Genomic DNA, 12,774 nt, shown 5'->3' with positions numbered 1-12,774 from the left:
TGCGGAAACGGGCCGGATTCAGACGTTGAAGCGGAACCAAGAGCCGCTATCCCACGACCAATGGAAACGGTGCTCGACGCCTGCTCATGCGGCGTCTCGGGCCGCCATGGTTCGGCACTGGTTGACGACGTTTCACGGTGTCTTGTGCCTCCAGAGTGCCCCAGCGGAGGTGGTCTGCTCGGCCCGCCCCGGGTCGAAGGCAGGCGGGATGGCCTAGCGCAACCACCCACGGACCGTGACCCGCCGGCGGAGCCCCGGCCATGCTGGAGCCGGAGTGCCCCCCGCGACCGCCGCCAGCTCCGACGCGGCCGGCGTGCGCTCCCCTGCACCGCGCGGGTCCTGGCCGCGCTGATTGGACCGGCGGCAGTTCTGCGCATACCGCTCACGGGTCACTGCCGGGGCAGGAACGCCGTTTCAGGTGCAGGCAAGGGACGTTAGGTTGCGATCGTGGCTGCTTTCGACGCCGACGACAGCCGTTGGCGTGAACTCGACTTCCGTCTGGCGATGAACAGCTTCGTGACGCTGTTCTGGCGGCCAGCCGTCCTGGAGCAGACCGTAGGCTGGCTGCTCCGTCGCGGCTACCAGGTCGTTCGGGTAGACGCATCGGGGTGGACCAGCAACGAGGACACCCGGGAGTTGGGTACGGCTCTCGGCTTCCCGGCCTACAACGGACGAAGCCTCGACGCGCTCAACGACTACGTGGGCGACCTCGCGTCGTACGATAACGCAGTCTCCCGTGAGGCCACCGGCTTGGTTCTGGTGCTCACCGGGTACAGGTTTGCGGCACGCAGCCCCCAGACCGCTTGGGCCGTCCTCGACATCTTCGCCGATCAGGCGCGGTCCGCGAGAACCCCCTGCTCGGTCACCTGCGCAAGCGTCTCAACCAACTGATCAACGCGAACCTGCGGTACACGTTCGGCCAGTAGGCGGCCTCAGGGTTGCAGGCGTTTGCGCATCTTGATCGCGGCGACCTCGTACCCCATCTGCTCGTACAACGCTCGGGCGCCGAGGTTGAACCCGAAGACGCTCAGCCCGACCGAGACCACGCCGAGTTCCCGGCACACCTGCTCGGCGGTCTGCATGATCGCCCGGCCGTATCCCTTCCGGCGCAACTCCTCCCGCACCTCGAAGTCGTAGCCGAAGGCGTGCGGGCCGTCCGACTTCTGCTCCAGGTGCAGCCAGAGCATGCGGACCTCGTCATCGCCGTCGTAGACCGTCCACAGCCGATGGCCCTCGTCGCCGGCCCGTCCGGCAGGAGTCGCTCGTAGTCCTCCCGCGCCTTCTCCCGAGCCTCCGGCAGCGGCAGCGCGCCCGAACCTGCGACGTTCTGCGCGTACTCCCCCTCGGCGCGCTCGCGATACCGCAGGTACTGCTCGTTGGTCATCGGTTCGAGTCTCAGCGTCACCATGTCGGTACGGTATTGCACGCCGCGACCGCCGGCCCGCCGCGGCGGACGTACCGGAAGGAATCCGGATGCGTCGGCGCGCAGGTGCGCGATACGGTCCGGCCGTGCCTGACGCGGATGGATATTTCGGCCGAGAGGTGGCGGCGAGCTACGACGACCCGACGTCGGAGATGTTCGATCCCGACGTGGTCGCGGCGACGGTCGACGTGCTGGCGGACCTTGCCGGCGCGGGCCGTGCGCTCGAACTGGGCATCGGGACGGGACGCGTCGCGCTGCCGCTGGCCGGCCGCGGCGTGCCGGTACACGGCATCGACCTGTCCCGGGCGATGGTGGACCGACTGCGGGCCAAACCCGGTGGCGACGCGATCGGCGTGACGATCGGCGACTTCGCCACCACGAAGGTGGACGGGACGTTCTCGCTGGCGTACCTGGTCTTCAACACCATCATGAACCTGACCACCCAGGAGGCCCAGGTGGCCTGCTTCCGCAACGTCGCCGCCCACCTGGCACCCGGCGGTCGCTTCGTCATCGAGGTCCTGGTTCCGGAGCTGCGCCGGCTCCCACCCGGCCAGAACGTCGTGCCCTTCCGCGTCGGCCCGACGGGGTGGGCGTACGACATCTACGACGTGGCCACCCAGGCCACGAGCTCCAACTACGTGCGGGTCGTCGACGGCCGCGCGGAACACCGCTCGATTCCCTTCCGGTACGTCTGGCCGGCGGAACTCGACCTGATGGCGCAGCTCGCCGGGCTGCGCCTGCTCCACCACTGGGACGGATGGACCAGGGGGCCGTTCACCAGCGAGAGCCGCCAGCACGTCTCGGTCTGGGAAAAGCCCGCCGAGTGACCGACCCGTCGGGACCCGTGGCGGCCCTGTGTTGACGTCCGCCCACCGGGTGGGCAACCTCTTCGTCGTGGCCCGGGCGCGGGGGCTCGGCCGAATCCGGAGGGACGGTGCGGCGCCGATGGCGGACACGACAGGGCAGACCAGGGATGCCGCGATCTCCGTCATGCCCGCCAACAAGGCGAGCTGGGAGGACCTGCAGACCGTCTTCGGCACGCGCGGCAACGCGGCGGAGTGCCAGTGCCAGTGGTTCCAGTCCACCCCCGGGGAGTGGCGGTCGCAGTCGGTCGAGGAACGCACCCGGCGGCAGCGTGCGGAGACCCGGTGCGGCCAGCCACAGGCTCGTACGACGAGCGGCCTGGTCGCCTACCTCGACGGCGAGCCCGCCGGCTGGTGCGCCGTCCAGCCGCGCTCCGTCTACGTGCACCTGCTGGGCAGCCGCGTCGTGTGGGCCGGCCGCGACGAGGACCCGGCCGACGACAGCGTCTGGGCCGTGACCTGCTTCGTCACCCGCGTGGGCTTCCGGCGACGCGGCGTGAGCGGCGCGCTCGCCGCCGCGGCCGTCGACTTCGCGCGGAAGCGCGGCGCCCGAGCCGTCGAGGGATACCCGATGATCACGGTGCCCGGGAAGACGATCACCTGGGGCGAGCTCTACGTCGGCAGCCGCAGCATCTTCGCCGACGCCGGGTTCACCGAGGTCAGCAAGCCCACCCGGCGGCGCGTCGTGATGCGGATCGACTTCTAGTCGCAGCGCGCGGCTTTCAGACGTTGAAGCCGAAACGGAGAGCCGCGATCGGCCCACCAGCGGGAGCGATGCTCGACACCTGTCGACAGCATCGCCCGGATGCGTAACGGATCAGCTGAACGCCATCCGTAACGCATCAGTGGAGCCGGACATCGCCGGCAGTCGATGCCGTACTCCACTGATGCGTTACGTCGTAGCTCCACTTGATGCGTGACACGATGCCCTGGCTGGTTGGCTACCCGTTGAACGCGGGGCGGGCGGAGAGGGCTGGCCGATCCGCTTCTGCCGATGACAGGGTGTCGTAGCTCCCGTACGTTGGTGCCGCGGCGACCTTTTGGACCTCGGGGTGCGATGCAGATGATCCCCAGCGGATCGCTGCTTTCTGGGCGCTGGCCCTCGGCTATGTGAAGGAATCCGGTTTCGACGAGCCCGACAACGCGTCCATCGTCGACCCTGATGGCCGGGGCCCAGCCATTGGTTTCCTGAAGGTGCCCGAGGGGAAACGCGGTGAACCAAGAACCGATTTCACCCGTCTCTCTGGTTCAGTTCCGCAGCTCGACGCTGGTCGATCAGCTTGGGACGGCTGGGCCCCCCTCTCACATGCTTGTCGCACCGATGTCGGCACGGTCGAACGACGGGCCTCCAGCTAACGGCAAGAGCCGCCGCAAGAGTTGCTACTGTGAGGCATCCCCACAGCACGGCCGGGTCAGCCTCGAGCAGCCCCATGAGCGCGGCCGGGGCGCATGCCATACCAAGTCCGGTGGAAAGCTGGAAGCGCACCAAGGCGCGACCTAGTTGCGCCGGTGGCGTGGCCGCGATCACGAGGGCGGTTCCGCTTCCGGTGTAAAGGATTTCGCCCAGCGTATAGACGACGCCGACCACGGCGATGGCCGCCGCCCCCATCGCTTCGCCCACCCAGAAGCCCAGATAGGACAGTCCAAGCACGACCCCTGAAGCGGCGAAGACCGGGCCGCGGGCCCATTTTGACAACCACTTAACGACGGGTACCTGAAACAAGATCACTAGCACCGTGTTGGCCACGAACAGAGCCGCCGACCAGACAGCGCTTGCTTGCATCCGGGTCACGAGCAACGCCGGCAACACTACCTCGAGCACGCTGAAGCACATGGCGAAGGGGAGGTTGGCCACGAGCAGTACGGCCATGCTGGGCGGCGTGCCGAGGCCATGGTCGCGCTTTGGCTCCACGGCGGTCACTCTTGTCGATAGCGCGAGCCCGCCTGCGACAAGGAATGCCAGGGCGGTGATGGCCATGAGGCCGTTCAGGACGTTCCCGCCGCCGGCCACGGCGATCATCGCAAGCAGCGCGCCCGCGCCGAGCCCGGCGTTGCGCACCGATCGCGTTGTCGCGAGCGCGGCATCGCGTTCGCGTCCCTGTCTGAGCGCTGCCACCACCGCCGCGTGCGCTGCGGGGAAGGACTGACCGCCGACCCCCAATAGGACCGACGCGGTAGCGAAGGCGACCGATCCGTGGCCTGCAAGCAGTACAGCTACCCCGGCGAAGCGGGCGAACAGCGTCGTCGCGACCGCTGCCGACCGCGCCCCGCGGTCGATCCACCGTCCCACGAGTGGGAGCGCGGCAAGTCCTATCAGCAAGCCGGTCGACAGCGCGAGGCCCGCCTCGCCCACCCCCAACCCGAGCACGGTCACGGCATAGAGCACCAGGAATGGCCGCAGCATCCCGCCGCCCACCGAATCGACCACCAGGGCGGCCACGTATCTGCGCACGCCGTCGAATCTCCCCGCACGTAGGCTGGGACGCTCGTGGGTTGACGGGGATCGTCAACCCGCGGGCGGTCGGGCCGGGTGGCGGGCACTATTGGGAGCGTGGCCATCTCGATCGACATCACCAGCGTGGCGCAGGAGCGGTTCCTGTTCGCGCCCTCGCCGCTGGCCGAGCTGACCTCGATGCTGCATGCGCTGTCCGAGCCTGGCCATCACCCGGCACTGCACGGCTGGATCGCGGCCGCCTCCGTCTCACTCAAACCGGAACTCACTGAGCGCATGATCGAGGCCGACTTCCTCTGGCGGTCCTCACGTGCCGACTTCTTCGTGCCCAGTCGGCCGCAGGCCACGCTGGCGGAGGAGTTGGACGAGGTCGATCGGCTCGACGACGAGACGTATGTGTTCTCAGCGTTGATAACCACCAGTTGCGGCTCGACGCCGCTGTACCGCCGCTTCTCGCGCGAGAAGGCGCTTGAGCTGGCGTTGGCCCGCGGCCCTCGGCAGGCCGAGTTCGCCGAGCGGCTGCTGGCCGACCCACCACGTGTGCGGACCTGGGTACGGCGCCTGCTCGAAGACTGCGAACAGGCGTTCTTCGCCGAATCATGGGCACGAGTGCAGAACCAGCTCGTCGCGGACTCCCGGCACAAAGCGGATCTGCTGGCGCACCACGGTCTTTCGGCCATGCTCACCGCCGTGTCACCGTCGGTCTCGCTGCAGGACAACCGGATCGTGGTCGACAAACTGCAGGACAACGCGACCACCGCGCACGGCAGCGGCGTCACCTTCATTCCCACTGCCTTCGGACACCCCCACCTGCTGGTGGTGCACGCCCCGGGCTGGCGGCCCGTGATTCAATACCCGGTCGCCGAACCCGGCCTGCCACACCCGATCTCGCTGCACGTCGTGCAGCGGCGCATCGACGCCCTCGCACACCCAGTGCGGCGCAGGCTCGCCCGCACCATCGCCCGCGGATCGCACACCACCGGCGAGCTCGCCGACGCATGGCAGCTGACCGCGCCCGAGGTCTCCCGGCACCTGGCGGTGCTCAAACAGGCCGGTTTGGTGACAGTCAGCCGACGCGGGCGATATGTGCTCTACCAACTCGACCTCATGGCCTGCGCCCGTCTCGGCGCAGACTTCGTCGAGGCGATCCTGCGTTAGCCCCTCGGCTGAGGTTCCGGATCGGTTCTTGGTTCGTCAATTCTGCCCGTATAACAACGACCAAGATGCCCGATTCTTGCTATTTGTCCCCCGAGGGGAAGCCTGGCGAACCAAGAACCGGTTTGGCATTCGCTCGCTAGTGGCGTGACGCATCATTCACGCTGCTCGTACCGCAACTCAATCGATAGATCCCATGCTGCCGCGAGCTGATCGACATATCTGTATTTGCCCTGGAGTCAGCTCCAGGGGGCATGCTTACCGCCATGGAGATCGACGCATCCATGATCGATCAGCCGACCATCGGGCAGGTATCTGACATGGTTGGCCTGTCCCCCGACACGCTGCGCTGGTATGAGCGCATCGGGCTCCTCGAGACGATCCCGCGCGATGCCGCCGGGCAGCGCCGATACCGCGCGCTCGACCTCGACCGGCTGGAACTCCTGATCAAGATGCGTGCGACCGGTATGCCGCTCACCGAGATGCACGACTATGTCGCTCTGATCCATGGGGGCCCGGCCACCCGGCCCGACCGGCTGGCCCTGCTCGAGTCACACCGTCAGCGCACGCTGGACCGCATCGCCGCTCTCCAGCGGGATCTCGTCGTCATCGACCGCAAGATTGACCGTTATCGCAGCTTTCTGGAGGATGACAATGCGCAAAGCCAGGCTGGGTGAATCCGGCCCCGCAGTCTCGGCCATCGGCCTGGGCTGCATGGGAATGAGCGCACTCTACGGACCACGTCCAGAGGAGGCGCAATCCATAAGCGTCCTTCACCGAGCCCTCGACCTCGGTATCGACCTCATCGACACCTCTGCCTCCTACGGCGATGGGCACAATGAACAGCTCCTCGGCAAGGCCATCCACGACCGACGCGACCGGGTCTTCCTGTGCACCAAGTTTGGGATCCGGCGCGACAACGGCCCGATGCGCGTGGACTCCTCACCAGACTGGGCGAGGAAGTCATGCGACGAATCCCTACAACGCCTCCGCGTTGATTACATCGACCTGTTCTACCTGCACCGGCGCAACCCCGATGTCCCCATCGCGGACACGATGGGCGCGATGGCCGAACTGGTGGCCGCGGGTAAAGTCCGCCACCTGGGACTGTCTGAAGTGAACGCCCAGACTCTGCGGCAAGCTCATGCCGTCCATCCGCTGGCCGCGCTGCAGACCGAGTACTCGCTGCTCAGCCGCGAGGTCGAAGCCGAGATACTGCCGACCTGCCGCGAACTCGGCATCGCACTCGTCGCCTACTCGCCCATCAGTCGGGCCCTGCTCACCGGGCAAATCACTACCGACACCGCGTTCAGTGACGACGACCTGCGCAGTGGCAACCCCCGATTCGCAGGGGCCAACCGGGCCGCCAACCTGGCCCTTGTCGACCGTTTACGCGCCCTCGCCAGCGAGATAGGCGTGACACCGGCGCAACTCGCACTGGCCTGGCTGCTCGCACAGGGCACCATCCCGATCCCAGGCACGACCAAGGTCCGCCACCTGGAAGACAACGCTGCCACCACCGTCTCGCTAACGACCGGGCAACTCCAACAAATTGCCGATCTCATACCGGCGAGCGCTGTTCAAGGCGAGCGACTCGCGGCTGCCGCCGCGCGCTGGGTCGGCAAGTGACAAGTGGCAGGACTCAATGTAGGACAGCAGATCATCGGTGTGCGTCTGGTCGATGAGCATGCCACCAGCGTCGGCGCGTAGCGATCAGTGCCGCACTGGTCGCGCTCGCCGCGGCCCCGGTGCCGGTTCTTACTTCGTAACTGGATAGGTCCCTGAATCGAGGCGCGTTGGAGCCGGTGGTCAGGCGGTGGTGGGGATCCAGGGGTTGCCGGCGGCGGCGGTGATGAGGGCGTCGAGCATGCCGAGGCCGTTTCGGGTGGCGGTGGCTGTGTAGCTGCGGATCGCAGCGAAGTGTTCGGCTCCCGTGAGGGTGCGCATGCTGCCGGAGACTTTGATCCTCAGTTTCGGCATGCGGATGGTCCGCTCGGCCGGGTTGTTGTCGAACGGGACGGCGGGGTTGGTGACGAAGCGCAGGTAGTCGTCGCGGCGGTCACGCAGCCGGACGAACAGGGCGTGATGCTTGCGTTCGAGCTTGCTCGCGCGTTCGGCGGTGGCTTGGGCGCCGAGCACGACCGCGCTGCGCAACAGGTGCAGGTGGTAGGCGAGGTCGGCCTGATCAGGTGTGGCGTCGGCGGTGTGCGCGGTGCCGACGAGCTGGTTCAGCTGCCGCAGGGCGCTGATGGCCTGGCCGGCGAGGTCGGCGACCAGGCCGGTGGCGGTGTCGGTGACATAGATCAACTCGCGGAGCGCGTGGGCGTTGCACAGCGCGTGGACCGCGTCGGTGTAGGTGTCGTACGGCGCCCACGCGTCATGCACCGCGACCCCGCGGAACCGCGGGAGGATCCCGATCTCGTCCATCGCGATGGTGCCGCGTTTCGGGTGCACGGCGAGGAGCACGTCGGTGGGTGTGGAGGCGGAGTGCAGCCACGCGAGACGGCCTGCGGTGCGCATCCCGGTCTCGTCGAAATGGGCTACCGGTGCGGCGGCGACGCGTCCGGCGATCACCGGCAGCACGCGGTCGATGATGCCCAGGGCGGTGCGTTTCACCCAGCCGGCCACGGTGCCCGCCGCGACCGGCACCCCGAACAGGTCCTTGATCGCCGCCGCCGTGCGTGACACCGACAGGAACTGCCCGTGCAGCAGGTAGACGCCGATCCCGGCCAGACGCGGCCCGTACACGACCGGCGCGGACGCCTCTGGCGGCGCGGGCGCGGTGGTGTGATGCCCACACGCACAGGCCAAAGTGATCAGCTGATGCTCGGTCACCTGAGGCTTCGGCTCCGGAAGGTCGATCACCTGCCGCCGGGTCACCTCGATCTCGGTAGCCGCCGCCAGGCTCTTCCCGCACCCGGCGCAAACCGCGGGCCGGTGCCGGAGCACCACGTCCGGGTCCGTCACCCGTTCCAAGGTGACACCGTCCTGACCCTTCGGCCGTCCCGGACCCCGACCCGACCGCCCGCGCAACGACTTCGGCGCCGGCTTGGCCAACCCGTCCGACGAGGGAGGCTTCGACGAGTTCGACGACGACAACTTCAACCGGGCTTCCAGATCCGCAACCCGCGCGAGAGCCTGCTCCAACCGGGCGGTCAACTCCACGACGTGCGCAACCAGCTCGTCATACGACGGCAACGACTCGGCAGGCACAACCCGCCAAGCTACCAGCCTCCACAACAGACACCACAACCGCCTGACGACCTATCCAGTCACCTTACTTCGTCGTGCTTGCCCATAGCATCGCCGTCAAGAATATCCGAATTGTTGCCACTTGTCGCCGAGGGCAAGTCTGTCAAGAACCGGATGCATATTGATATCCGGATGGCCGGTCCAGGCCCCTGGGACATGGCCGAGCGCGCCCGACTGATCCGGCAGAAAGTGCCCGAGCTAATTGCCGCCGGCGCGACGGTGGTCCGCGAGGAGTGGTACGGCGACGTCCTCGGGCACGTCGTCTGGCAGGACCCCGAGCGCAACGAGTTCTGCGTCGCTTGAGGCCATGATCAGTGCCGCATTCCGGCATCCGGATCTGCCGCGATCCGCGCGCTACGCGGCGTCACGAAGTGCCGACTCGGCCGGCATACGCACATGCCGAATTGAGGATGCTCAAACGGTCAGCTGATCATGGTGTTGCAGGCGCCGCGGCTGGGAAGATCTTGCCGTGCTGGAGACCGATGAGTCGTACCGTGGCGGCGCCGAGAAGACCTGTGAGTGCTGCGGGCAACCCAGCCCGCCGCACCTGGTGCATAGTGACTCGTGACGGCCTCCCGTACGCGGTGTTCTTCGCCGCGTGTTACAACCACGCCGGCGTAGCCGAAAGCTGGATCGACGTGGTATTCGGTACGTGGGGTCAGGACACCGACTACGCCGACCACCTCACCTTCGGCTGCCGCTTCGGCCCAGGCGCCGGCAGCGATCTGCCTGGGGCCACCGCGGTAGACGCTGCAGCGGTGGCGCCAGATGGCGCTCTCTGCGGTCACAAGCTCACTCGAACCGAGGCTCTAGCCCACCCGAAACTCAGCGGGTTCTGGGAAGTGATCGACTTCGTCGTGACGGCCGACCCGCTGCTACACCAGCGCACCACTACGGGCGTCGGGCGCCTGCGAGCCAGTAACGCCGCCAACGGCAGATGGCCAACTGACGGGTCGGACAGGGTGCTGCGGATCGAGCGCCTGTAGCCGCAAGTCGCCGTCATGCTTGAGTTGAGGATGGTTCCGACGGCGTGATACTCGCGATAGGCAGCTCTGGGTTGCGGCGGCAAGGTACCAGGCGCGGTCGAAGCTCGGACTGGCTATTAACGATCGGCAGTCCGCTGATGGGTGGTGTTGGACCCGGCCCCGTTCGACGACGTTGTTGAAGTCGGTGGAGAGCGGTGTGTCATCGCGGCGTTCTCGGATGGCTCGATCGTTGGGTGTTGTTCACCGCGGTGGTGAGCCGGCCGGCGAGCAGGCACAGCATCTCGATCAGCTCGGGTGGCTCGTCCACTTCGAAGTCGGCGTCGAGCATCAGCAGGTGCAGTGCCAGCTGGTGGGGGGTGTCGGCGCCGGCGTGCACGACGCATGTTCGGTCGTCGAGCGCTTCGACGAGCACGGCCGGCGGCACCCGTTGGCTGATCGTCTGGGCGGGGGCGTGCACGGTCACGCGCGCCCGGTGTCGGAAGAGCGCGGTGTCCAGACTCCGTGCGACGTATGCGGCGGTGTCGCCGCCGGGCGGTTGCCGGGCGGTGAAGCGTGGTCCGGTCGGGGTGCGCGGCGTAATCCGGTCGACCCGGAAGGTGCGCCAGTCCTGCCGGTCCGTGTCCCAGGCCAGTAGGTACCAGCGGCGTCCGGTGTGCACCAGGCGGTGCGGCTCCACCGTGCGGATGCTGGCCGAGCCGTCGTGGGTGCGGTAGTCGAAGCGCAGTCGCTGCCGGTCGCGGGCTGCGGCGGCGATGGTGGTGAGCACGGCGGCGTCGACGGTCGGCCCACCCTGAGACGTGGTGATCGTGTGGGCGTGCAGCGCGTTCACCCGGCCGCGCAGGCGGGTGGGCAGTACCTGCTCCAGCTTGGCGAGGGCGCGCAGCGAGGTCTCCTCGATGCCGGTCACGGTGCCGCCGGCGGCGGTGCGCAATCCGACCGCGACCGCCACCGCCTCCTCGTCGTCGAGCAGGAGCGGGGGAAGGGCGGTACCCGCGCCCAGCCGGTAGCCGCCGGCGACGCCGGGTGTCGCGTGCACGGGATAGCCGAGGCTGCGCAGCTTCTCCACGTCGCTGCGGATGGTGCGCGCGCTGACCTCGAGTCGCTCGGCGAGCGTCTGGCCGGTCCAGTCCGGGCGGGTCTGCAACAGCGACAGCAGGCGCAGCAGCCGCGCCGACGTTTCCAACATTCTCCGCACCTTGCCAGGTATTGCGGAAGCTTGTCTTCCGCAATTGCTGCGAGGGTATCTCCCATGACCGACGAACTGCAGATTCGCCCCTTCCGCATCGACGTGCCGCAGGCCGACCTCGATGACCTGCGGTCCCGGCTGGCTGCCACCCGCTGGCCGAGCCAGCTGCCCGGTGTGGGCTGGAGTAGGGGCGTGCCGGTGGACTACCTCAGGGAGTTGGCCGAGTACTGGCGCACCTCCTACGACTGGCGTAAGCACGAGGCGGCACTCAACGAGCACCCGCAGTACGTCACCACGATCGACGGAGCCAACATCCACTTCCTGCACGTGCGCTCGCCGGAGCCGGACGCGCTGCCGCTGGTCATCACACACGGCGGTCTCGGTTCGGTCGCCGAGTTCCTCGACGTCATCGGCCCGCTCACGGACCCCCGCTCGCACGGCGGAGACCCTGCCGACGCATTCCACCTCGTCATCCCCGCCATGCCCGGTTACGGCTTCTCCGGCCCGACACAGGAAACCGGCTGGACCACCGACCGGATCGCCAAGGCATGGGCGGAGTTGATGCGCCGGCTCGGGTACCAGCGCTACGGCGCCCAGGGCGGCGACTGGGGCTCGTTCGTCACCCCGCAGCTGGGTCGCATCGACCCCGATCGCGTCGTCGGCGTGCACGTCAACGCGGCCAGTGCAGGCTTCATCCCGTTCGGCGACGTGAGCGACGAGGAGCTGGCTACCTTCACCGACGCCGAGAAGGCACGGCTGGCCAGGATCAAAGCCTTCATGACCGACGGCAACGCCTACTTCCAGATCTCCGCCACCCGACCACAGACCGTCGCCTACGGCCACGCCGACTCCCCAATCGCCCAGCTCGCCTGGATCGTCGAAAAGTTCAAGGAGTGGACCCACCCCGCCGAGGCGCTGCCGGACACCGCTGTGGACCGAAACCGGCTGCTCACCAACGTCATGCTCTACTGGCTGACCGGAACGACCGCCTCCTCCGCCCAGCTCTACTACGAGAACATGCACAGCGGTAGCTGGCACCAGGAGCCGGTCACCGTCCCCACCGGCGTCGCCGTCTTCGCCGAAGACATGGCGATCCGCCGATACGCCGAACACGGACACAACATCATGCACTGGAGCGAGTTCGACCGCGGCGGCCACTTCGCCGCCCTCGAAGCCCCAGACCTGTACGTCAACGATGTACGAACGTTCTTCCACGCCCTACGCTGACCAGCCGAACTACCCGCCCGGCACCGCCGGGCGGGTAGTCAGCTACCGCTGACGCATCGTCCACACCTGTCGCCGCACACCGACGAAATGTGCGACCCTGTCGCGGTGCGCGCGGCGCACGGATCTGCCGCTGACCGCGCGCCCCTGACGGACCGTCGAGTCCGCCCGGCTGAGTGTCTGTGTAACAGCGGCAGCCGATCGTGCGGGAACCGTCACGCATCAAGTGGAGC

The 12,774-nt window shown here is 67.8% G+C and carries 13 protein-coding genes and 1 pseudogene; 10 read left to right on the top strand and 4 right to left on the bottom strand.

Features of this window, described 5'->3' with window-relative positions:
* Positions 1 to 447 precede the first annotated feature (447 nt).
* Entirely contained in the window at positions 448 to 891 is a 444-nt protein-coding gene (locus tag OG799_RS33565; protein WP_406041038.1) for a barstar family protein, read from the top strand.
* Between the two features lie 41 nt (positions 892 to 932).
* On the opposite strand, the gene OG799_RS33560 is transcribed toward OG799_RS33565, so the two are convergent.
* A complete protein-coding gene (locus tag OG799_RS33560; protein WP_406046481.1) occupies positions 933 to 1,421 on the bottom strand; it encodes a GNAT family N-acetyltransferase in 489 nt (162 codons plus the stop codon).
* 88 nt (positions 1,422 to 1,509) lie between these two features.
* Here OG799_RS33560 and OG799_RS33555 point away from each other — a divergent pair, with 88 nt between their 5' ends.
* From OG799_RS33555 to OG799_RS33545, 3 genes and pseudogenes are all read left to right on the top strand, one after another.
* Positions 1,510 to 2,250, top strand: a complete 741-nt coding sequence (locus OG799_RS33555; RefSeq protein WP_406041036.1) for a class I SAM-dependent DNA methyltransferase — start codon at positions 1,510 to 1,512, stop codon at positions 2,248 to 2,250.
* Positions 2,251 to 2,368: 118 nt separating this feature from the next.
* Positions 2,369 to 2,992, top strand: a complete 624-nt coding sequence (locus OG799_RS33550) for a GNAT family N-acetyltransferase (RefSeq protein ID WP_406041034.1) — start codon at positions 2,369 to 2,371, stop codon at positions 2,990 to 2,992.
* A 359-nt stretch (positions 2,993 to 3,351) separates the two neighbouring features.
* Positions 3,352 to 3,492, top strand: a pseudogene (locus tag OG799_RS33545) (VOC family protein); the annotation flags it as partial.
* Between the two features lie 25 nt (positions 3,493 to 3,517).
* Here the strand turns inward: OG799_RS33545 and OG799_RS33540 are convergent.
* Positions 3,518 to 4,738 (bottom strand): MFS transporter, encoded by a 1,221-nt coding sequence (locus OG799_RS33540; protein WP_406041032.1) that lies wholly within the window; start codon positions 4,736 to 4,738, stop codon positions 3,518 to 3,520.
* Between the two features lie 99 nt (positions 4,739 to 4,837).
* Here OG799_RS33540 and OG799_RS33535 point away from each other — a divergent pair, with 99 nt between their 5' ends.
* From OG799_RS33535 to OG799_RS33525, 3 genes are all read left to right on the top strand, one after another.
* Complete coding sequence (locus OG799_RS33535) at positions 4,838 to 5,896, top strand: DUF5937 family protein (RefSeq protein WP_406041029.1); 1,059 nt, start codon at positions 4,838 to 4,840, stop codon at positions 5,894 to 5,896.
* 263 nt (positions 5,897 to 6,159) lie between these two features.
* Complete coding sequence (locus tag OG799_RS33530; protein ID WP_406041027.1) at positions 6,160 to 6,570, top strand: MerR family transcriptional regulator; 411 nt, start codon at positions 6,160 to 6,162, stop codon at positions 6,568 to 6,570.
* Positions 6,548 to 7,522 carry an aldo/keto reductase gene (locus OG799_RS33525; RefSeq protein WP_406041025.1) on the top strand — a complete coding sequence of 325 codons (975 nt, stop codon included), beginning with the start codon at positions 6,548 to 6,550 and terminating at the stop codon, positions 7,520 to 7,522. The genes OG799_RS33530 and OG799_RS33525 overlap by 23 nt, the downstream gene beginning before the upstream one ends.
* Before the next feature lie 180 nt (positions 7,523 to 7,702).
* Here the strand turns inward: OG799_RS33525 and tnpC are convergent, their stop codons facing one another.
* Positions 7,703 to 9,106: an IS66 family transposase gene (gene tnpC, locus OG799_RS33520; RefSeq protein WP_406037485.1), complete on the bottom strand. Its 1,404-nt coding sequence runs from the start codon at positions 9,104 to 9,106 to the stop codon at positions 7,703 to 7,705.
* A gap of 111 nt (positions 9,107 to 9,217) precedes the next feature.
* Between tnpC and OG799_RS33515 the strand changes: the two genes are divergently transcribed.
* The gene (locus tag OG799_RS33515; RefSeq protein WP_406041023.1) at positions 9,218 to 9,448 is read left to right on the top strand and encodes a VOC family protein; all 231 of its coding nucleotides are present in this window, start codon (positions 9,218 to 9,220) and stop codon (positions 9,446 to 9,448) included.
* Between the two features lie 254 nt (positions 9,449 to 9,702).
* The gene (locus tag OG799_RS33510) at positions 9,703 to 10,131 is read left to right on the top strand and encodes a hypothetical protein (RefSeq protein WP_406041021.1); all 429 of its coding nucleotides are present in this window, start codon (positions 9,703 to 9,705) and stop codon (positions 10,129 to 10,131) included.
* Between the two features lie 199 nt (positions 10,132 to 10,330).
* Here the strand turns inward: OG799_RS33510 and OG799_RS33505 are convergent, their stop codons facing one another.
* Entirely contained in the window at positions 10,331 to 11,317 is a 987-nt protein-coding gene (locus OG799_RS33505) for a helix-turn-helix transcriptional regulator (RefSeq protein WP_406041019.1), read from the bottom strand.
* A 63-nt stretch (positions 11,318 to 11,380) separates the two neighbouring features.
* Here OG799_RS33505 and OG799_RS33500 point away from each other — a divergent pair, with 63 nt between their 5' ends.
* Positions 11,381 to 12,544 (top strand): epoxide hydrolase family protein, encoded by a 1,164-nt coding sequence (locus tag OG799_RS33500; protein WP_406041017.1) that lies wholly within the window; start codon positions 11,381 to 11,383, stop codon positions 12,542 to 12,544.
* Positions 12,545 to 12,774 lie beyond the last annotated feature (230 nt).

Source organism: Micromonospora sp. NBC_00898, from assembly GCF_045207895.1.
GTDB lineage: Bacteria > Actinomycetota > Actinomycetes > Mycobacteriales > Micromonosporaceae > Micromonospora.
The sequence above is the reverse complement of the archived record's forward strand: the minus strand, read 5'-3'. Positions and strand labels throughout refer to the sequence as shown.